At 40.4% G+C, this 20,586-nt stretch carries 22 protein-coding genes; 7 read left to right on the forward strand and 15 right to left on the reverse strand.

All coding sequences use genetic code 11. The annotated features are described in order from the left end of the window. Window positions 1-58: 58 nt before the first annotated feature. The 4 genes from COV43_01925 to COV43_01940 are packed head-to-tail and all read right to left on the reverse strand — an operon-like array spanning window position 59 to window position 1,885. Window positions 59-334, reverse strand: coding sequence for a hypothetical protein (locus COV43_01925; protein PIR26345.1), 276 nt, complete (start codon window positions 332-334; stop codon window positions 59-61). Next, window positions 325-591 (reverse strand): hypothetical protein, encoded by a 267-nt coding sequence (locus tag COV43_01930; protein PIR26346.1) that lies wholly within the window; start codon window positions 589-591, stop codon window positions 325-327. Before COV43_01930 ends, COV43_01925 begins: the two co-directional genes overlap by 10 nt. A gap of 50 nt (window positions 592-641) precedes the next feature. After that, complete coding sequence (locus tag COV43_01935) at window positions 642-1,001, reverse strand: hypothetical protein (protein PIR26347.1); 360 nt, start codon at window positions 999-1,001, stop codon at window positions 642-644. Next, the gene (locus tag COV43_01940; protein ID PIR26348.1) at window positions 998-1,885 is read right to left on the reverse strand and encodes a hypothetical protein; all 888 of its coding nucleotides are present in this window, start codon (window positions 1,883-1,885) and stop codon (window positions 998-1,000) included. Before COV43_01940 ends, COV43_01935 begins: the two co-directional genes overlap by 4 nt. A gap of 267 nt (window positions 1,886-2,152) precedes the next feature. On the opposite strand from COV43_01940, the gene COV43_01945 reads away from it, so the two are divergent. The 3 genes from COV43_01945 to COV43_01955 all read left to right on the forward strand — a co-directional run bounded on the left by COV43_01945 (window position 2,153) and on the right by COV43_01955 (window position 4,008). Continuing rightward, complete coding sequence (locus COV43_01945; GenBank protein ID PIR26365.1) at window positions 2,153-3,028, forward strand: 6-O-methylguanine DNA methyltransferase; 876 nt, start codon at window positions 2,153-2,155, stop codon at window positions 3,026-3,028. Further along, entirely contained in the window at window positions 3,025-3,357 is a 333-nt protein-coding gene (locus COV43_01950; GenBank protein ID PIR26349.1) for a hypothetical protein, read from the forward strand. Before COV43_01945 ends, COV43_01950 begins: the two co-directional genes overlap by 4 nt. Window positions 3,358-3,501: 144 nt before the next feature. Continuing rightward, on the forward strand, window positions 3,502-4,008 hold the full coding sequence (locus COV43_01955; GenBank protein ID PIR26350.1) for a hypothetical protein: 507 nt from the start codon (window positions 3,502-3,504) through the stop codon (window positions 4,006-4,008). 147 nt (window positions 4,009-4,155) lie between these two features. On the opposite strand, the gene COV43_01960 is transcribed toward COV43_01955, so the two are convergent. The 4 genes from COV43_01960 to recQ form a co-directional block, all read right to left on the reverse strand. Continuing rightward, window positions 4,156-5,580 carry a hypothetical protein gene (locus tag COV43_01960; GenBank protein PIR26351.1) on the reverse strand — a complete coding sequence of 475 codons (1,425 nt, stop codon included), beginning with the start codon at window positions 5,578-5,580 and terminating at the stop codon, window positions 4,156-4,158. A gap of 227 nt (window positions 5,581-5,807) precedes the next feature. Next, the gene (locus tag COV43_01965; protein ID PIR26352.1) at window positions 5,808-7,028 is read right to left on the reverse strand and encodes a hypothetical protein; all 1,221 of its coding nucleotides are present in this window, start codon (window positions 7,026-7,028) and stop codon (window positions 5,808-5,810) included. Between the two features lie 140 nt (window positions 7,029-7,168). Next, a complete protein-coding gene (locus COV43_01970; protein ID PIR26353.1) occupies window positions 7,169-8,185 on the reverse strand; it encodes a hypothetical protein in 1,017 nt (338 codons plus the stop codon). Window positions 8,186-8,323: 138 nt separating this feature from the next. Further along, complete coding sequence (recQ, locus tag COV43_01975; protein ID PIR26354.1) at window positions 8,324-10,111, reverse strand: DNA helicase RecQ; 1,788 nt, start codon at window positions 10,109-10,111, stop codon at window positions 8,324-8,326. Between the two features lie 222 nt (window positions 10,112-10,333). On the opposite strand from recQ, the gene COV43_01980 reads away from it, so the two are divergent. Further along, entirely contained in the window at window positions 10,334-10,906 is a 573-nt protein-coding gene (locus COV43_01980; protein ID PIR26355.1) for a hypothetical protein, read from the forward strand. Here the strand turns inward: COV43_01980 and COV43_01985 are convergent. Continuing rightward, a complete protein-coding gene (locus tag COV43_01985) occupies window positions 10,903-11,400 on the reverse strand; it encodes a hypothetical protein (GenBank protein PIR26356.1) in 498 nt (165 codons plus the stop codon). The genes COV43_01980 and COV43_01985 overlap by 4 nt on opposite strands. 120 nt (window positions 11,401-11,520) lie before the next feature. Between COV43_01985 and COV43_01990 the strand changes: the two genes are divergently transcribed. Beyond that, window positions 11,521-12,285 carry a hypothetical protein gene (locus COV43_01990; protein ID PIR26357.1) on the forward strand — a complete coding sequence of 255 codons (765 nt, stop codon included), beginning with the start codon at window positions 11,521-11,523 and terminating at the stop codon, window positions 12,283-12,285. A 30-nt stretch (window positions 12,286-12,315) separates the two neighbouring features. Then, window positions 12,316-12,774, forward strand: coding sequence for a hypothetical protein (locus COV43_01995; GenBank protein ID PIR26358.1), 459 nt, complete (start codon window positions 12,316-12,318; stop codon window positions 12,772-12,774). A 94-nt stretch (window positions 12,775-12,868) separates the two neighbouring features. Here the strand turns inward: COV43_01995 and COV43_02000 are convergent, their stop codons facing one another. The 5 genes from COV43_02000 to COV43_02020 all read right to left on the reverse strand — a co-directional run bounded on the left by COV43_02000 (window position 12,869) and on the right by COV43_02020 (window position 16,407). Continuing rightward, window positions 12,869-13,591: a hypothetical protein gene (locus COV43_02000; GenBank protein PIR26359.1), complete on the reverse strand. Its 723-nt coding sequence runs from the start codon at window positions 13,589-13,591 to the stop codon at window positions 12,869-12,871. A 111-nt stretch (window positions 13,592-13,702) separates the two neighbouring features. After that, complete coding sequence (locus tag COV43_02005) at window positions 13,703-14,044, reverse strand: alkylhydroperoxidase (GenBank protein ID PIR26360.1); 342 nt, start codon at window positions 14,042-14,044, stop codon at window positions 13,703-13,705. Between the two features lie 9 nt (window positions 14,045-14,053). Beyond that, window positions 14,054-14,569 (reverse strand): hypothetical protein, encoded by a 516-nt coding sequence (locus COV43_02010; protein PIR26361.1) that lies wholly within the window; start codon window positions 14,567-14,569, stop codon window positions 14,054-14,056. A 10-nt stretch (window positions 14,570-14,579) separates the two neighbouring features. Beyond that, window positions 14,580-14,879, reverse strand: coding sequence for a transcriptional regulator (locus COV43_02015; protein ID PIR26362.1), 300 nt, complete (start codon window positions 14,877-14,879; stop codon window positions 14,580-14,582). 163 nt (window positions 14,880-15,042) lie between these two features. Beyond that, window positions 15,043-16,407, reverse strand: a complete 1,365-nt coding sequence (locus COV43_02020) for an MBL fold metallo-hydrolase (protein PIR26366.1) — start codon at window positions 16,405-16,407, stop codon at window positions 15,043-15,045. 267 nt (window positions 16,408-16,674) lie between these two features. On the opposite strand from COV43_02020, the gene COV43_02025 reads away from it, so the two are divergent. Next, complete coding sequence (locus COV43_02025; protein ID PIR26363.1) at window positions 16,675-20,055, forward strand: hypothetical protein; 3,381 nt, start codon at window positions 16,675-16,677, stop codon at window positions 20,053-20,055. Here the strand turns inward: COV43_02025 and COV43_02030 are convergent. Next, window positions 20,007-20,411 (reverse strand): hypothetical protein, encoded by a 405-nt coding sequence (locus COV43_02030; GenBank protein PIR26364.1) that lies wholly within the window; start codon window positions 20,409-20,411, stop codon window positions 20,007-20,009. The two genes, COV43_02025 and COV43_02030, sit on opposite strands and share 49 nt — an antisense overlap. Window positions 20,412-20,586: the final 175 nt, after the last annotated feature.

A 20,586-nucleotide genomic window follows, 5' to 3' on the forward strand; every position in this document is an offset into this window, starting at 1 on the left:
CCATTTTTTGAGGTTGATTTTTGTTGAGCCTCCGAAAAAACACACCGCTCAAGGTCCGCTATCTTGAAAAAATGGGTTTTTCAGGGGGAACTATATAACCAGGTTGCTGCATTTCGAGAGAAATGTGGTAGCCATTTTTTTCTAATTCCTTTTTGTCGTCCGCAAATGCTGTGGCAACTCTTTCTATTGTGTCGTGAAAATAATCCAGGTCGTTGCTGTAACGCACAGAATTAGGTTGAAAGTGCAGAGCTGCTCCTCCAGCCAAATGACTATCAACCGATCTATTTTTAGCTAAGAGTTGAGCAAGCTTTTTTTGAAATGGAGTTAATGGCATAGTTTTCTTGCTGCCTCCCAAGCTTTTCGATTGCCATTTTTTCGTAATTGATCTGCAACCCAATCGACGTCTTGAAGGGTGATGTGGTAGTTCTCATCGAAAGACCAAAAACACTCTGTGTAGAAGCGTTGAAATGCTTTCCTCGCCTCTCGAACCTTGACCATATTTTTAGCCGATGTGGAAGTGAGTTTTCGACGACTCTTTTCACCTCCCTTACGGCCAATTTGGGCAAGGTACTTTTTTACTGACTGATTCATCTTGATATCATAAGCCGCTTATGATGAAAATGCAAGAAGATATTAGGGTTTCATTTTATCCCACGCCACTTCTCTATTGAAATGTAATCACCCGACTCAATGTCGAAGATGAAGATATTTCCATTTTCTTTGTTGATAGAGAAACGATTCCAAAGAACTGTATGTGTAGGAAGCGATTCTCCAACGGAGAATTCAGCGGATTTGTCGTCGTGTGATTCCTCTTTGATAAATGGACGAGAGTTTTTTCCCCTCAATTGGATAGTGTATCTTTGTACTTCCTCCAGTGATTGAACTGCCTTGATAGCCTTTTCTTGCGTCATTACCTTTTTCAGACATGATATTCCTGACACGATAACTGTACAGGCAAATATGAGAGTAAAAATATATTTTGATCTATATCGCTTCTTCATGAACTGCTCCTTATAATTTGTTGAAGTTCTTTTTTTCTTCCTAAGCATTCTAAATATGTTGGAAAAAATGATGATACAGAAAGAAGTTCTTCCATTTGATCATTGATGGAAAGAATTTTTTGTTTATATGATTGATCCGTTGCATACCCACCTGCTTGTCCAGTGCGGAGGCCAGAAATAAAAATGTCGACTGCATCTGGGGGAGATGAGAAAAGAGCTTTATGGGAATTGGGCCATTTTTCTTTTAGAATTTGTAAATAGTCCGTTATGGAATCGGCTACTGTAGGGTAACTGCGGAATGAATCTGTAATCTTTATCCAACTTCCATCTTTGAGTTGTTCATGTGTTGTAAAATCAACTGACTCGCCCTTATACTTCCCTTTAATGTTGAAGATGTTGTTTCCGAATATTCTCTTCCCCCATGAGGTTTCTAGGGCTATTTGAGATACCACTATGTAAGCTGTTTTTTCGTTTACCCCAATACTCTTGAGAACGTTGAAAACTTGTTTTCCTAGTTCTTCGATAAACTTGCTTTTTATTTGGGAGTAAAAACGGCGATTATGACAAAGCCATGTCTTTTCATCTCTCATATACCTATTACGGCTTTCTCTGGCTTCTTCAAGCTGTGCTTTTGCCAACTCAAAAGATTCCTTATCACTCAAATCTAGATATTTTTTATTGTCGCATTGCCAGTTCATAACCCTCAGAACTTGCTTTGCTTTTTTGATGTTCCCACTATTTAGATGGTTTATGCAGCTGTGCTCCCATATTTCCAGAATGTCATGTGTTGTGACTTTAAACTGCGAGCTGAATATGGCCGTGCTGGAAAAGATTATGGGGAGAAAGAGAATGAAAAATATCAGGAGGTATTTGGTAAGTTTCATAATGATCTACAATATTCGCTAATTTGGGGTCCTTATGATGTCAATTGGAAATGGCTCATTGGGATTTTAAGACTGTTCAGGAAAGCCTTTTGAGTGCTTTAGAGAATATATAGCTTATCAAACAGCCCGCAGTTTAAACTTCCTCCACCAATCTAGTCACATTTTAAACGACGAAGGAATCTCGTGAACGAGGTTTGGAGTTTTGGCTTTGGAGAAAGAGCAAGAATCGGGTGGATACGAAAGATGAATTCTTGTAGGTCTCACTTCATGAAAAGGGAAGACACTTTATTTCTAGAAGATTCACGCGACTATCAACGGATGGAGAAAGTTTTACTCTATCTCGCAGCTCATCGCGAATATCAACCAAGCTTAGAGGAACTTGCGCAGGTAGTTGCTTTGAGCCCATTCCATTTTCAACGCCTTTTTAAACGCTGGGTTGGTCTCAGTCCCAAACAATTTATGGATCTGTTAACAATCCAAAATGCAAAAAGTTTGTTGAAGGAATCTAAATCATTGTTGGACGTCAGCCTTGATCTTGGTTTGTCAGGACCAAGTCGCTTACATGATCTTTTTTTAAAACTTGAAGCAATGACACCAGGTGAATTTAAGTTACAAGGTAAAAACTTGGAGATTGTTTATGGTTTTCATCCCACTCGCTTTGGAATGTGTTTTGTTGCACTTACCGAGCGAGGGATTTGTGCTCTTTCTTTTGTTGAGGAAAATGCACGCGAAGTGCAAATTGAAGCTCTAAAAGATTCTTGGCCTCATGCAAAATTGAAACATGATCAAAGCAAAACGAGAAAATATCTCCAAAAGATATTGCTATCAAAAAAAGATCTTCAAAAGAATGCTGTATCACTCTTGTTGAAAGGTACTCCTTTTCAAATTAAAGTGTGGCAGGCTCTTATCCAGATTCCCAAAGGAGCTCTTGTTTCTTACGAAGATATCGCAAACTTTTTGCATAAGCCCAAAGCGGTGCGAGCAGTAGCAAGTGCGATTGTACACAATCCAATTGCTTATCTCATTCCATGTCATCGTGTAATTCAAAAGGTTGGGAATTTCGGAGAATATCGTTGGGGTGCTTCTCGCAAGAAAGCAATTTTGGGTTGGGAAATAAATCAAAAAGGAGAAAATGTATCATGAAAGTAACACATGTGCATGTAAAGGTTTCAAATCTTGATTCTGCAGTTCAATGGTTTAAGAGCATGTTGGGTCTTCATCCAAGCCAAGTTTTTGACGACTGTTGTGTTTATACATTCGGCAATATGAAGTTGGCTCTCGATAAAGCAACAACTGACTCAGAAGCAATAATTGCTCTAGAAAGCAAAGATTGTGATTATGATTATGAAAGCTTGGTTAAAAATGGGGCTAAAGGAATTCAAGAACCAAAAAATTTTTCTACTGGATCACGAGCAGCCATTCTTCAAGGTCCTGGAAAGCTCAAAATAGAAATAGATCAAATACTTTCTTAAGATGGAGATTGCTAGCTCAGACAGCCATTTCCTGAAGCACAGTTCGAAATACCTTCTTCAGGAAAACAGAAACATTAAGTCCTAGTGAAAGCTGGGGCCTTTTTCTTTTTCAAGTTCTTCTCTCCATTGAGCACTTGATAAAGTATGATCTTTCGCTTACTTGGGAAGACTATGAACACATCATCCATAACCATTACACCAACAAAGCAAGACGAGCTAGAGCACTTGGCTCAACTTTATGTAGAGCTGTATGATGCTCTTGATATTGGAGAAAAGTGGAATGTTGAAAAGGCTGTTCAGCTTTTTGAACATTACTTCCAGGCATATCCAGAATTGGCATTTACAGCCAGGTGCGACGGAAAAATTGTGGGCGCTTTTCTCACTGCGGTAAAGCCGTGGTGGGATGGTTATCATCTTTACGATGGAGAAATTTTTGTTCATCACGATTATCAAAAGTACGGAGCTGGGCGTTTGTTGCTAAAATCCGTCTTTGAAGCAGCCAAAGAAAAATATGATGCTGTTTGTTGGGACTTTTTCACTTTCACCGGCGAGTTATCACCAGTGAAATGGTATCAAAAAATAGGTATCGACGTTCCAAAAGGTTTTGTGATGATGACGGGAAGCCTTGATGATGCGCTGAAGAAACTTTAGGCATCAATTTCCTAAACCGTAGTTTGACATTTTTCACTGAGCCATCAAATCAAAAGGCTTGTCTGTGTGTTTTTTTCTCCTCTAATTTTTTGAGTTTCTTTCGGACTTTTTGCTTTCTTGAAGCAAGCTTGAGAGTTGAGTCTGAAGTCAACCTGTGAGCTCGTCAATGGCTACTGTAGCTGGAGGCCTGCCAAAGTTGCGCATTGAAATAAGTCGTTTGTAGTCCGCTATCCCTGTGTTTAACACTCTTTCTAAATCGAACAGTTCCATTACACCTAGCTCAAAGCTTCCCACAGGTTGTAGACCGGGAGGAATATATGCGTATGGATAATATGGATGGTTTTCTTGATCATATGCTCTCGGTGCAGCTTCCACAACCACTCTTGTTCGCATTCCTTCACATGAAGTAGGTTTTCCTGCTAAAGCAAGAAGGTTGCGATAAGGAAGATAGAGCCTTAAAATGCGAGCGATACGTTCGTTTTGTAAGCCGGGTTGTTGATCAAAAGGAAGAGAAAAAACTTCTGGTTGCCAATTGATCCCACAATTTGGATATGAGGTGTTGCGATGAAAAATGTAATCAGCGTTTATATTTCCCACATTCATGCTACGAAAAGCTTTTCTTAGCTCTTTAATGTTGTTGATGTCAGCAGCTGCAAATTTGGGATGTAAGAAGGGATGTTTTCTCCGAGCAAAATCACTTTCGAATATTTTTTCTGCATTTCTAACTGTTGCTTCATTATCAATTCCAAGAATATTTATTTCCCAATTACGAATATCTTTTTTTCCGATTGCCTTTATGATTGCCTGAACAACATCCCTTGTCTCAAAACAATTCCATCCAAGTCCCGCTTGAAGTACAGTGATCTTTAGAGGTTCATTTCTAGCACGTTTACTTGCAACAACTTCACGTATATCAGCCTCGATAAGTTCCCACTGTTCAAGATAGTTTTCTCTTTCAAAAGAGAGTTCGCCCGATCTTGGAATTTGCGCAATAAGAGTTTCAAGATTTCCCCGAAGTGAAAACTCACCCAACTCTGCTACCCATAATATTTCAAGTGGGTCTAAGTTTTCAAAAAAAGACGCATTCAATATTGTAGATGGTGATTGTTGAAATGGCTGTGTTGGTTCGAAGGAGAGAGTTGCAAGTGATGAACGTAACCAGTGTTCGGATAAACCTATTAAGTTTCTTTCATCCTGTGTTGCTGAAAGATCATAATACCTTTTTATTGTCATATATAAAGGATTCAAGCCAGAAAGAGAGCTCTCTGCACTTTTTGCGAATGAAAGAGCTTTCTCTCTTTCATTTGCTGCTACAGCCGAAACGATTGCCTTTCCAAAGAAACCAGCCGCTGGCATTCTATGATTGCGTTGTAAAAGTGTCCTAAAAACTGCGTAGTATTTATCAGCAGCTTGCGGAAAAGATTCCGTTGCTTGGTGCCTCAGAGCACTTAAATAGTCCGTATACGCTGATGAACAGTCACTCGGAAGCAAATAGATGGTTGAACCAAGGCCAGTAAGTTTTAGGGCTGAAGCTTGGGCAGCAAAAGTTTGTGGTGTTAATGTATTTATCATTTACGCCGAAGTTATCGGCTACTTTCTTATAAGGTTGTGTAGAATTTAATTTATCCGAGTCCAGCAGTTAAAACTCGGCCCCTTGGGGCCGAAAAACCGTTAGCAGATTTCCCTGGATTAAATTCGGAATTTGCTCCTGAGCTCTTGATGAGAAGCTCGAAATTCTTCCATTAAGCTTCTGTCTATATTAGGGAATCATACTTCAAACGGGGCCGTTTTTGAACGCTTCAAACAAAGCAAGAGAGAACTTCGCTTGCGCTTGCGATAAGAATTTCTTTGTCTTCTACAAAAGTACTTTTCCAAATATTTTCTTTTGATACGATTTGTATTCCTCTTTTGCAGGCAAGTTGAGGAAAAAGTTTTTTCCAGGTAGGGGCTGGAGTTGTGGATTGAGACTTTACCTCAAGAGGAAGCCAAGGTTTATTGTCTTTGGTGATAAGAAAATCGATTTCTTGTTTTTCTTTATTTCGCAGATAACAAAGATCAAACTTTCCTTCGCCTGTGTCAGTCCAAAAATGGCACGCCTTTAAGAGATGAGATGCAATAAGATTTTCAAATCGACTTCCCTTGTCTTCAATTTCACTATGGTCCCACAAATAGAGTTTAGGTTCTTTTTTTAAAGAGCGTTTTATTGATTTGCTATAAGGCTTAATGCGAAAGCAGTAGTAGAGATTATCAAGTGCTTGAAGCCAGCGTTTAATCGTATCATAGCTGACTTCTAAATCTTCTTTGAGTCCATTTATACTCAAGAGCGAGCCAATGCGTTCTGGAAGGAGGCTTGCGAGCATTTCAATTTGGCTGAGTTCTGGAATACGGCTCAAATCTCTTAAGTCTTCACGAATAACTCGCTCAATGCGATCTTGTCGCCAAAGTTTTGCCTTTCTTTTATCCTGAGCAAGATACGGATCTGGGAATGCACCATATTCAAACAGATGTTGAAGAATTTCCTTGTTTGTTTTTTGAGAAGATGGCTTCTCATCAAAAAGAAGAGAGAGTGTTTCATCTGGGGTTGGTGTTTTTTTATGTGTAAGTTCAGCTAAACTAAAAGGGTGAAGCCGAAAGTGATAATAGCGACCTAAAAGACTGTCTCCACCTTTTTTATATACGTTGAGTCTGGCGCTTCCTGTAACAAGAAGATCAACTGGATATTCAAGGGTATCGTAAATACCCTTTAGTGATCGCTTCCATGATTTTGCTTTGTGAATTTCATCAAGAATAACGAGAGGCACATTTTTGGTTTGAGCAGGAACGATTTGTTTTGGATCTTTTGTCCAAATGCGACGAAAGCTAATATCGTCCCAGTTGTGATAACTTCCCAATTTTCGTTTTTTGAGAAGAATTTTACTTAAGGTTGTTTTACCAGATTGCCTTGGCCCGGAAAGAAAGACCATTTTATGGTCAGAAAAGGCAATGCTTTCAATATGTTCAGAGTAGTAGCGGGATTTCATATGACCATATTGCTATAATAAGTGAAAAAAGTCAATATTTTTGACTAAATTCATATGTTGTCTTAGAATGGGCGGGATGAGATTTTCCATACTTCTAAAAACGGTTTTTTGGTGTGCATCACGTCATTTTATGAAAATCTTCATTCTTCAGCTTCACAAAGCTCAAGTTCTTGAAGCGTTGTCCAATTGTGAATAGCCGTTCCTTTTTGATAATGATCGAAAAGGGTGTTGATATCATCAACAAGGTGTTCAAGGCATTCGCCAGCGTAAGTGATGTCTTCACTTTCTGCGGAACTTGTTTCAACTGCAAAGAACCAATCTCTGTTTTGTTCAACAAGATATTCTAAGGCTGCTTGAGAAAAATTTTCTATTTCTTGAGCGGTATCGCGATAGCTCATCAGTACTGGGAAAATATTTTCTTCCACGATAAGTTTTCCAATGGATATTCCTTCTACCATCACTTTTGCAGAATCTTTGAAATACCAAGAGGGTATGTCCCAATAAACAGCTTGTTCAGCTGAAGCCTCTTTTACTTGCTGTGCCAATGCTAAGAAGTTTTGCAAAAGTTCTTCGTTGTCTTCTTCGTTCCAACTTGGATGCAGATGTGCTTCTACATCAAAGTGCAGTCCATCAAAATCAAACTCAAGCGTTGGCACCACAAATTTCGCTATCGCATTTTCTGGATTGTCTATCCATTCTGTTGCCGAACCAAGCGCATGCACTTGTATTCCGCGTGCATGAGCAGCTTCTAAAAAGCTTGCAATATTTTCTTGATAAAAAGAATCGTCAGAAATTTTTTCAGTGTTGATATTGAGAAAAAGCGAAATGTTTTCAGCTTTGGAATAAAACGAAAGTTCATCAAAAAATGTTTCACGTTTTTCTGCTTGGATTATTTCTTCAACATTTTTCCAAACCCAAATTCCAGTTGGAGCATCTACTAGTAAAGAATTTTGAGAAGGAGGAGGTGTTGGAGTAACTTGTGGGTCAGGTTCAGTTTCGTTTGCTTGGGGTTCATTAGTTTCGCTTTCAGTTTGTGTGTCATCTGAAATGGCAACCGGATTTTGACTTTGGTCTTGGGAAACTGGCGAAAAATCATTGCCGCAGGAGCAAATAAAAAGTGAAATGAAAAAAAGAAGAAGGGCGCATTGTTTTAACATATACTCTCCATTCCCAGTGTTTATCAACACTAACGCCGAGCCTAGTCAAAGTGGAAGAGAGATGTACAGTAATTTTTTATTTTTTAGAAAATGAGTTTTAATCGTTCGTTGTAACGTTTTGTTTTTGGTGAAAAAAAATTAACTTGTATGCATGTCGTTATAGTCTGCAATTACCTGCAGAAAAATGTTGGCGTAGGCTTCTTGCTTTTGTTTTCCCACTCCATAAATGTTTGCAAACTCTTCCACATTGGTAGGTTGTGTTTTCGCCATGTCGCGCAAGGTTTTGTCGCCGAAGATAATAAAAGCAGGAACATGTTTTTCTTTGGCAAGCTCTGATCTTTTTTGACGCAAGACTTCGAAAAGATTTTGATCGATATCTTTCCACTCTTCTTCTTTTGCTTTTTTCCGTTCTTTCTTTTTCCCCGCCAGATGAGGCTTTGCCAAGGTTGGTGTAGTTACTCCTTTCAAAATTTCCCAGCCAGATGGAGTAACGGAAAGGGTTGCATGCTCAGCTGCACGTTTTAAAAAATTTTGTCCAATCAGTTGTTCGATGAGCGAACGAATGAAGGTGATAGGCTTATCTTGCAGTAAACCGAAAGTTGAAAGTTCATCATGTTTCCATTGTTGAATTTTGTCCGTCACTTTTCCCGCAAGAACTTTTGCAATATGATCAGCGCCAAAACGTTCATTGACGCGGATTACACACGAGAGGATTTTTTGCGAAAGAACTAAAGCGTCTTCCAAAGCTTCAATTTCACCTAGACAATAATCGCAAGCCTTGCACGAAGCGTGTTCATAATCTTGGCCAAAGTATTGTACCAAAGCTTTGTGCCGGCATCTTGCTTCGGTGCTAAAGCGATAGAGGTGCTTTAATTTTTCCAGCATTATTTCTTCGTTGGAGGTGCCTGCTAAAAGAAAATTCCAAGTTTGGTAATCTTTTCCACTGAAGAAAAGATAACAGTTGGCAGGAAGTCCATCTCTGCCAGCGCGTCCCGTCTCTTGCTGATAATGTTCTATGCTTTTTGGAAGCGCTGCATGTATAACAAAGCGAATGTTTGAGCGATCGATGCCCATGCCAAAGGCAATGGTAGCAACGATAAGTTCCACTTCTTCGCTAGCAAAAAGTTCTTGATGCTTTTGGCGAACGTCATTTGAAAGTCCAGCATGATACGGAATATTTTTATATCCCAGTTTATTCAGTTGAGCAGAAAGTTCATCCACATCTTTCCGTCGCAGACAATAAATAATTCCAGGTTCTTTATCGTGCAGATCCAAGGTTTTAATAATCTGCTCTATGCCCGCGCGAGGCTTGATGCGATAGTGCAAATTGGGACGATCGATAGAAGCAATATTGATGAGTGGTTTTTCCAGGTGAAGCAAGTGCACAATTTCGTCTTGCACTTCTTTGGTGGCCGTTGCAGTGAAGGCGTGAATCTTGGCGTCGGGAAAATGTTTCTTGATCATGCCTAGCTCGCGATAGTCTTCGCGAAAATCATGACCCCAATGGCTGATGCAATGAGCTTCATCAATCACAAAAAATGAAATGGGAACGGACTGAAGCAGTTCGATGGTTTGAGACATCTTTAAACGTTCTGGTGCAAGGTAGAGAAATTTGAGTTTTCGTTGGCATACACTTTCAACAATTGCATCTTGTTCGTCAGCGCTAATGCTTGAATTCAAAGCGCTTGCCGCGATACCAAGTTCCTTCAAAGCATCAACTTGATCTTTCATCAGAGAAATAAGAGGTGAAATCACAACAGCTAATCCTTCCATTTTTAACGCAGGAACTTGGAAGCAAATTGATTTTCCACCGCCAGTAGGAAGAATGGTGAGGGTATCGTGCTGAGAAAGAATGGCATCAATTGTTGTCTTCTGAAAGGGACGAAAGGAAGTATATCCCCAATAATGCTGTAAAAGTTTTTCCATGTTGGGCTTTCAAAAACTATAATAACGATCTTTGTAGTGCTATTTCAGGCTTTGCGAAGGCTAGCTTTTCTTTCCAAGAGTTTCAAGGAAAACGATCATTGTTTTTCAAAACATTCCCGTTTTTGTGTTCAAAAATTCGGTAAATTGTATGAATAGAGTGTGGAAATATTTCGCTTATGATATAAACGAGTGTCCAAATATGCATTGATCCGAGGGGTACTTATGTCAAAAAATGAACGCTACTTGTTTCAAGATGGCTATTATCATGTTGAGTTGAAGATCAATCAACTTCAGCAATTGTTTAGCTCACACGATCCTGCGCCATTTCGTGAGCGTGATCTAGATGATGATGCGGTTGAGTACATTATGGAATCTCTGAAAGAAATTAAATTTCTTGATCCCGTAAAGTTGGTGATTCATTTGCCCGAAGAAGAAATAAAAGAATCAGCCCAAAAGGAAACAGCGGCTGCCATTCATAATTATTTTTCCTATGAAGAAGTGCTCACGCAGAAAAAAATGAAAGCGCTTTTTAAGCAAGGTCAATTCTTTTTACTTATTGGTTTTTTATTCCTTCTTGGATGCATGTACTCTTCTTACTTTATTCTTAAAGCAGCAGATTCAGTTTTTCTGCATATCTTAGGAGAAGGGTTAAATATTATCGGTTGGGTTGCCATGTGGAAGCCAATCGAAATTCTGCTCTATGATTGGCGACCTCTGAGTAGAGCGAGAAAATATTATCAGAAACTGATGATGATGGAAGTGGAGCTCGTGCCTTTCAAAAAATTTACCTCTTAGCGCGTGTAGGGAAGAGCTTTTTCTTTGTGTTGAGGAAATTGTCTGAGCAATTCACTACGAGAAAGCACTTCAAAGTCTGCAAACTCGAAACCAGGAGCTACTGTAGTTCCAAGCAACGCCCACTTTCCGCCAGCATTCAACCTGGTACCTTGCCACACATTTCCGGGAGCTAACACTTGCACTGATTGGCCATTTTCTAAATGGTGCCCAAGTGTTATTTCTTTCAATGTCCCCGCATCATCAATCTGGATCATGTTTACCGGGTCGCCTAAATAAAAGTGAAAGATTTCATCTTGAGGAAGTCGATGCAAGGCAGAAAATTCTGAAGGCGTGAGCAAATAATAAATACACGTTGAATAAGTTCGCGCTCCATTATGCTGTGGAAGCACGTTTACGGGAATGCTACTTTTTGCGCGGTAGGTTTCACGGTAGAATCCTCCTTCTTCAGGAAGAGGTTCAAGATTGAGAAAGGAAATAACTTCTTCTGCATTCATAAAAAGCTCCAAAGGGGATGCGCGTTTAAAGACAAGCTTTTAAGAGAAAGCAAGTTAAAAAAATCTCTGTTCCTTCTGTTTCACCTTGAACTTTTAGTGCTTCCAGATAGAAACGGAGGTATGGTAAAAATAATTTTCTCTCCACCTTTTCTCTTTTTGCTTTGTCTTCTTTTTTTTGGAGTTCATTTTGTCTTCAATCGTAAAAGTTCTTCGTTTTTCATTTTTATTTTGAGCATTCTTTTTGGGAGTCTTATTTTTTTCAGTTTTCCGTTTGCTCCTTCTTGTTTATACCAAGGTTTACGTCTTGCGGATGTGGAAACAAATCGCTGCCCAGCAGATGCTGTGGTGGTGCTTTCTTCCGGATATTATCCTGCAGGTGAAAAATTTGAAAAAAGTGTTTTGGATGGAGAATCAATGCTGCGTGTTTCAAAAGGCGTTGAAGTCTTTCAGCGTTGTCGCCCGCAGTTTTTGGTTTTAAGTGGCGCGTCTTTGTCTGATGAACATCCTTTGAATTTGCAAGGTAAGTTGATGCGTGATTTTGCACTTCGTTTAGGAGTGCCGGCCGAACATATACTTTTGGAATCGCAATCTCGCAATACTATGCAGCACGTGAAGTATTTGAAACAGCTCAATAAAGAAAATCAATTTGACGACATTGCAATTGTAACAGCACCGTGGCATTTGAAACGATCTATGATTGAGTTCCAGCTTGCTTTTCCGCGCGCCTTTCCCATTACTGCTTTTCCTTTTTCTGAACATTCCAACATTTCTCTTCGAAGTTTTTTACCACAAGCCAATGCGCTGGCAAGTTCAACGCAATTGTTACATGAATATATAGGTATGGCGTATTATAAAATGTTTCATATCATCAAAAACGATATCTAAAATCTTTTAGATAATGAAAGGAGAACAAAAATGAATAAAAGTATAGGCATTATGTTTCTTGCGGTATTTTTTGCATTTCAAGTTTCTGCAAAGGCAGATCCCAAGCCAGGAACCATTGTTTTTTGCCAAGCGGCAAATGAAGACACTTGCTATTATCCCATGGGAAAATTTGAGAGCAAGCAAAGCGTCTATGGAAATTCTTTTGTCAGCAGATCTGGCCAAAATATTTTTTTCCGTGCCTATTCAAATGCTGGAGCTTTCGGAACAAAAGAACTTCGCTTCAACTTGTATCGTGACGGCAAACACGTGCAGGGTCGCATCGAGGGAGGCTATGATCCTTCTTGGACCGCCACATTTGGAAACTTAAATGGTCTAGTGCATTACAAAGGAAAAGCCTACTTGCCAGGAAAGTATAGAGTAGAAGTGGCAAAAAAAGTAAGCAGTAACAAGCAAGTGGTGATTGCCGAAGGCTCTTTTACGATTCGGTAATGTAAGGTGGAAAAAATAAAAAAAAGCCCTGAAAAAAATCAGGGCTTTTTTTGTTGTCATTGCGAACTTGTTTTAGTGAAGCAATCTCAGTTTTTTAGAATCCTAATTTCTTTTTTACTCCTCCAAGTGGGTTAGCTTTTTTTACATCATCTGCACTTGGAGTTGTTGAGCTTGGAGCTGAAACAGCTTTTGCAGCTGCGGCTGCTGCAGAACTCAGTTTGAAGTTAACCGTGGCGGCTCTTGCTCGTCGTCCGCTTTTTCCTTTTTCTGGAGCAAGCACTTCACAGAAAGCGTGATCGCCGTGACCTCTGTCGCCAGCTTCTTCAGCTCCAATGCAGATTGCGGTACCATATGAAGAAGCTAAATCTTTTTCAAAAACTCCGTGCCATTCATCGCCTTTGAGGAGCTTGTGGTTTTTGAAGTAATGAAGCCCGCTCATTCCTCCTAAAACCTCATTTGGATCTTTCTGAAGAACACACTGAACATGAAAAGCATCGCCAGCATAAGCTTGATCGATGGGCATTGATTTGCTGGTAAGGACGATGAAGCAAGTTTCTCCGTTTTCAAAACCATCAGTTTTAGTGACTGCTCCAGCGTTTACTTCACCGTAATAACATCCTTTTTTTGGTTTTATTTTTTTGAGGTCTTTTAAAGCAAAGTGGTCAGATTTCTTTTTTGCTCCTTCAGTGCTGTAGACTTGAGTTGCTGTATAGACAGCTGTGATTTTTGATTGGTTCGAACAATCGTAAGGTCCAATCTCATCTACTGCTTGAGCATTCATTGCCACAAGACATAGCAGTGAAAATAATGAAAACACTTTTAATTTCATATTCTTCTCCTTTAGGGTTAAAGTTTTTTGCAAACTATAACCCTGAAGATAAAAATGCAAAGGAGAAAGGAACGATGAGAAGAAAAAAATGGAAGAACATCATTTGTTAAATTCTTCGTAAGCGCGAATAGCATCCGCAGCATACATCAATGACGGTCCACCACCCATATACACTGCCATGCCGAGAGCTTCCATCACTTCTTCTGGAGTTGCGCCTAACTTTGCGCAGGCTTTTGCATGAAAGCCAATGCAGCCATCGCAGTGAGCAGCCACTCCAAGGGAGAGGGCGATGAGTTCTTTTGTTTTGGCAGAAAGAGCACCATCTTTTTTTGCAGCTTTTCCCATGGCATTAAAGCCAGTCATCACATCCGGAAGTGTTTGCTGAAATTTTTTCAGCATTTCAGAAATATCATTTGTGATTTCAGAATAATTTTTTGACATAAGTCCTCCTTAAGAACGGTTGAACGGAAGTTTTTGTAAAAGTTTTGCAAGGCCACACCAGCCTGTAAGGCCTGCGAAGATAAGTCCAGATCCAATAAAGGCTGTTAAAAAAAGAAACCAAGCAGAAATGAAAACGGCCAACAGCAAACCGAGTAAGACAAAGCTTCCAGCAGCAATTTGAACTTGTTGCATAAGGGGAAGTGGAAGTGCCTTATTTATGCGTGTTTCCAAGCCGCACATTTTCCATTGCCCAAGTCCTCCCTCTAAGCAGTAAACCTGTTCGAAGCCAATATTTTGGATGATATCCTGAGCTTGTTTTGTTCTGTTTCCACGAGCGCAAAGAAAAAATGCGGTTTTATTTTTCTCGCGCGAAAAATCATACTGTGCAAGTTGAGAAAGAGGAATGTTTTTACTGCCAGGAATATGTTCACGATTGTACTCATCAGCTTCTCTGATATCGATGAGAAGAGTTTTTTCTTCGTGAGGATTTATGGTTGAAACTTCGTTATTATTTAAAAACTTCATTTTATTTCTCCTAACAATACACTTTATGCAAAGCAGAAATGATTTCCTTCACTTCTTTACGACTTATTCGGTAATAAACCTTTTGGGCAACTTTTCGTGTTGATACTATTTTTTCTTTTCTCAGAGCTGCCAAATGTTGTGAAAATGCTGATTGGCTAAGATGAGAGAGTTGAAGCAGGTCGCCAACTGTCATTTCTTTTGAAAGCAAGTGACATAGCGTCATCAAGCGCTCTGGATGAGACATGATCTTAAGAAGCCGCGAAGCTCTCTTAGACTGTGACTTCATTTTTTTAAGTTGTTTTTCTTCCATAAGCAAGATCTAAATTAGATTTATCTAATATTAAAGTCAAGAAAAAAATGAAAGTGATGTGATGTTCGCTGTTTTGCCGTTTATGGATTGGTCACTCTGTGTCGGGGATGACAATGCAAAGTCAAGCCAGGGAATGACAGAGAAGTGTGACTCGAAAAAAAACTTAATCCTGAAGGAAAATTTCTTCTAAGTCTTCTGGAATATGTACTTTCCAGTGAAGTTCTTGTTCAATTTTTTCTTTCAATCCTTTTCGTGATTCATCTTCGCCGTGGTTGAGAAAAACTTTTTTTGGAGCTTTGGGAAATCTGCGAAGCCAAGCCATGATTTCATCTTGATCTGCATGTGCAGAAAGGCTTTCGATGGAAGCAATTTCTGCATGCACAGGAATTTGCTCACCGTGAATTTTTATATGCTTGGCACCGTGAAGTAATGCTTCACCGCGCGTGCCTGGAGCTTGAAATCCAATGAAGAGAAGAGTGTTCTTCTGTTCGGGAGCTAAAAATTTGAGGTGATGTACAACTCTTCCTCCCGTTGCCATTCCGCTTGCAGATATAATGATGGAGGGCTTTTCCGGAGTATTGATTTTTTTTGAATCTTCTTGCGTGCTGATGAAATTTACCTCACGCACCATCTTTACACATTCGTCTTGTGTGAGTGCTTGTGCATCGTGGAAGTCGCAAAAAAGTTTTGTTGCCTTCGTTGCCATGGGGCTATCAAGGTAAACAGGAACATTTTTTGCGAGTTTTCCAGAAGTTTTTAACTGATGAATGTAATATAACATTTGCTGGCTTCGTCCCACAGCGAAAGATGGAATGAGAACTGAGCCGCCACGATGTAAAGTTCGCTCAATAATTTTTTGAAGAGCTGAAAGCACATCTTCTTCCGGGTGCGTTCTGTTTCCATAAGTAGATTCGAGAATGAGATAATCAGTTTCGGGAGGAGTATATGGTGGATGCATCACCGGGCAATTCATTCGCCCAAGATCACCCGAAAAAAGAACGCGCGTTCCGGAAATGTTCAGCTGAATAAAACTTGCACCTAAAATATGACCAGCCTCAAACCAAGTGGCAGTAAGCTTTTCCTCTATGTGAAGAGGTTTATTCCATTCAACTGTTTTGAATAAATTAAGTGCTGCTTCTGCATCATCATGTGTAAATAAAGGAAGCGCTGGGCTGTGTTTTGAAAAGCCGTGCTTATTTGCAAACTTTGCATCTTCTTCTTGAAGGTAAGCAGCATCCGGCAAGAGCACTCCACACAAAGCTTTGGTGGCGGTTGTTGTGAAAACATTTCCCTTAAATCCATTTTTCACCAGTACTGGAAGATAGCCTGAGTGATCGATGTGGGCATGCGTAAGCAAGACCGCGCCGAGTGTTGATTCATCAAGCGGCAATTTTCTCCAGTTGAGGAGTCGTCTTTTTTTCAAGCCTTGAAAGAGTCCGCAGTCGATAAGATAAACTTTTTTATCAACGTGAAGAAGTGTTTTGGAACCAGTTACCGTTCCAGCTGCGCCAAGAAATTGGAGATGAATTTTCATAGCTTCCGAGTTTATCGGGAATGAAATCCTACTGCAAGAAACTCGTTTCAGAGAAACCTTAGAGCGTGTGAATAGTGAATACGTTGTCATCACGAGGAAGCGAAGCTGACGTGGCCTGCCTGCCGGTCAGGCAAGGTGATCTCAATTGTTCAGAGGAGATTGCCGCAGTCACTACGCTCCTTCGCAATGACATGGAATTGCCAGAAAAAACAAAAAATCTCTTAACGGATGGTATGAAAGTTGCTATAATACTCAGTACTTATGAAACTAAAAAACACCCTCAAAACAGTCCTTTTCATTTTTTCCCTAAGCATTCTCACGGCTTGTCATAGTCAAGGTACTGCTCCAGACAATTACAATTTAGGTGGTGTGAACAGTACAGGCACCACATCGCCGCAGGGAAATGGTGGAGTTATCCCCCAGCCAGGTGGAATTGATGAAGATGATCTGGTTCCGCCACAAGCCGCAGATTTGCTTCCCCTCCAGGCCCAGCTTGATTTAGCCAGAGATGCTGCCAATAGAGCAAAAGGGCAAAGTGAGCTTGCGGATGCTGCAGAGCAAGCTGCAAACGAGGCAAAAAATAACGCAGACCTCGAAGCTGCAAGAGCAGCTGCAAATGCTGCTAGAGATGCAGCAGCTGCCGCACGAGCTGCAGCTGACGAAGCAAGGCAAGCGGCAAATGAAGCAAGGCGTCTTGCTGATCTGTTTGCTCAAAATGGAAATGCAAACGCTGAAGATGCTGCAATTCTTGCGGGTCTCGCTGAAGATGAAGCGAATAGAGCTGAAGCTGCTGCCAACGCTGCGGCAGAAGTGGCCAACAGAGTTGAGCTCATTGTAGGTGAGGTGGAAGCAGATATCGCAAATGGAAATGGACCAAACAACGGTGGACAAAACCCTCCAGTAAATCCAGGAGAAGTTGCGCCTCCCCTTGAATGTGCTGCGGGTGAAGATCTAGTAGGCAACAGATGTATTCCACGTGGTGACGACGGAGACGATGAAGGCGGCGTTGCACAACCAGAACCGCCGCAGCCAGAGCAACGTTTAAGTTTTCAGATAAGCAATTTTACTGCCGATTGCCCGGTTATGTTTGTTGATGTGGATATGAGTTGTACAATGCGCTGGGAAGTTAGTTCAAATACTCCAGGAGTAAAACCAGAAAGTCTTCAGATCACTAGTTTTGATACTGGACTTAGTATGTATCAAAAGCAAACTCCTGAATTAGTGGGCTCACATTTGATTGAGACATTCACACCTCAGGACAGAAGCGTTGTGCTCACGATTACGTGGAACAATGGACAAGATCATGCATCAAGCATTTTGCGTATGCCTCCTGTTTATGATCCAAGCCATTATAATCTTCTCGTAAGCTTAAGTTCGCAACGTGGCGAAGCTGTTCCTCCAAGTTATGTTCCAAGAGATCCTGTCATGGTGCACTACGAGCTAAGAGGTGATCATGTTACGCTTCTCTATGAGCGCGTTTATTTTTCAGTACGAAAACAAGAGCGAACAAAATTTGAAGCTCCAAATGCTTTGGGAGAAAGAGTTCCCTCAGAAAATATTTTTAATGTTCCGGTAGGGCAAGGTGTGGAAGTACTTCCAGGTGTCGGCCCTTGTGCTGAAGAGCTTCATGTTGGTGTTACTTGTTATGTTGAAGTTTCTGTCACAAATGGAAGTATTCCATTTAAGGTGCGCTTAGCTGATGGCGAAACCCTTGCACAGTATGTCATCGATTTCTGGGCCCAAGGACGTGGAAAACAATTTCATCGAACAAAAGACGATCTTGAATATGATCTTGTCAAAGCAGTTCCACATCTTTCAACCTTAGAAGTAGAACGTGCTACAGACGAAGCTCCATTTGAGCTCTGTCAGCTATCGCAGGTGTGTCAAGGTTTTGTGGGTGACGCTTGTGTAGCGCGTGTGCAAAGTTGCAGATCGCTTGTTACAGCAGCGGGAGTTATGCGGGTTCACATGAAGGCTGAAAATGTTGAGCGCTTAAAGTTATTTGGAAGCGCACCTTTCTATTCTGCAAAACAAATGAGTAATATTTTAGCGAGTAGAGAATTTTCTTCTCAACTTTTTGCTGGTGAAACTGATTTGCAAAATCCAGATGGTATTACCGCACTTTCAGATTCCACACATACTTATCGCCCAAATGCTGCATTACACTACTCGCTCGACGCAAATGCTGCTGCGAATACAGAGTTGAATAAAGCTTACTACCTTGGAAATCATGAGCAACGTACGTTGTATGGCTTAGAGATTGGTGTCAAGAAATCCAGTTGCTTGGCGGCGAATGCTTGGTGGGGCATGAAAGCTTCTTGTCAAGGAGGAGATATTCATCTTCGCAGTGGCGCTCTTGATACTGCTGTGTATACGTTCTCAACCGGAAAGCACATGAAGTTCTTTCTTGTTCCGTACAGTAAAGAGGGAGAAACTTTCTATCGAGGCACCGTTGTTGGTCAGCATCAATATGCTGAACCCTTACGCGCTAGTATGAATAATGAATGTCGCGATGGTGATTGCAGAAATAATGTGCGCTTCGACCTTCTTCTTTCTGATTCAATTCGCTTGCTTGATTATAAAACAAGCGATCTTGCAGAAGTTGCAAGCAGCCAAAGATACTATGCCCCAACACAGGAAAGTTATTTTAGGTTGAGCTATGGAAATGAAAACAAGTATCTTTCTTACAACTACGCTGGCTACAAACCCGCGCTAAGCCTGCGTTACGTGACAATGTATGGAAAACAAGAAGAACTTGTGCTTGAACGTGAAATTGAAAAAACGCCACTTGTCCTCACCATACAGTCTCGTCGTCCATCACTTAATGATCCAACTCAAACAGAGGATATGACCTTCCAGTGGCAGTATCAAAATAGAGCGGAATTATTGGCCAATACTCGTTCTCCACTTCCTTATAAAGAAGTGAGGCTTGTCGTTGCTGAAAATTACGGAGATCATCGCAAAGAGCGTTGTATACTTTCTTTTGTAGATCAGGATCAATTGGATGGAAAATATTTAACTTCAATGTACGGCTTTCACTGTTACAAATTTGACTTACAGGTAAAACTTTTGGGCAATGATACTTGGACTCGATTGCAGAGGGTGTACTACAATCCAAACAATGGCAGTCCACAATGGACAGCAAGGCTCCCTGTTGTTGGAGAAGAAATTTTTCAACAAGAGCGCTTACAGTCTCCACAGATTTCAGGCTACTATGATGGAATTGTATTTCTGCCAGAAAGTAATTTCTCTCCGGGTGAAAGCACTATCACTTGTAACGCTACTCGTCATACTTTCACAGCAGATAGATTTACTGGAACAAGTAGAGTTTGGGTTGATGTTGAAGGACGATATGTAAAACGTATCGAGAGTGAATGCGAAGGTATTAATTTTGCAACTCGAGGAGTAAGAAATAATTCTGGATTTGATGCAGACCTCTTTTTGCTAGAAGTGCCAGATGCATTTGAAATGAGCATGGGTATTACTTTTCCTACAAGTAACAATGTGCCTATGAATCAAAGAACTAAATTTAGGTGTAAGATTACAGCACTTGGTGTGGCAAATGTTCCCGTGTTTAGCAGAACCTATGAGCACTATTGTCGTGGACGAACACCAGTTATTCTTATTGATCCTTTAGAATGATGCTGAAGTCGAAAAGGATCATCGACAAGCAAAAAAGAAAGGTGAGAGGCAATTTTTTCTAAAAGATGAGGAAAAAATTGTTTCCACTTGCTGTTGATGAGAAAGTGCTTTTCTCCATGAAGAAGAGGGGCGCTTTTTTCTTTTATGTATTCTGAATCTAGAACTGAAATTTCTTTTTCTTTTTGCTCATCAGCATCTTTTTTCGCAAGCGCTTCTTTTCTGATGCGAAGATGCTCCATATGATCTGTAGATCTGTCACCTTTTCCAATGGCGGCACTTGGCGCTATGGCGCGTATGGCCTCAACTTCCGGCTCATGCCAATAAACACGCAAATGGAAAGGTCGTGGATAACTCATAGGTGAAGTGTAAAGAGCTCTTTAAAAAAAGTGAAGCCTTTTCTTTCTCTTCCAAAAACAACCTCACTTTAAGATACAATCCATGATTCTCACAACTCATTGTCATCCTGGGCATAATGGCAAAAAATGTGTGCTATTTAGGTTTGAGAAAGAAGTAATAAGCAAAGTAATTTTT

Source organism: Deltaproteobacteria bacterium CG11_big_fil_rev_8_21_14_0_20_42_23, assembly GCA_002796345.1.
Lineage (GTDB): Bacteria > UBA10199 > UBA10199 > 2-02-FULL-44-16 > 2-02-FULL-44-16 > 1-14-0-20-42-23.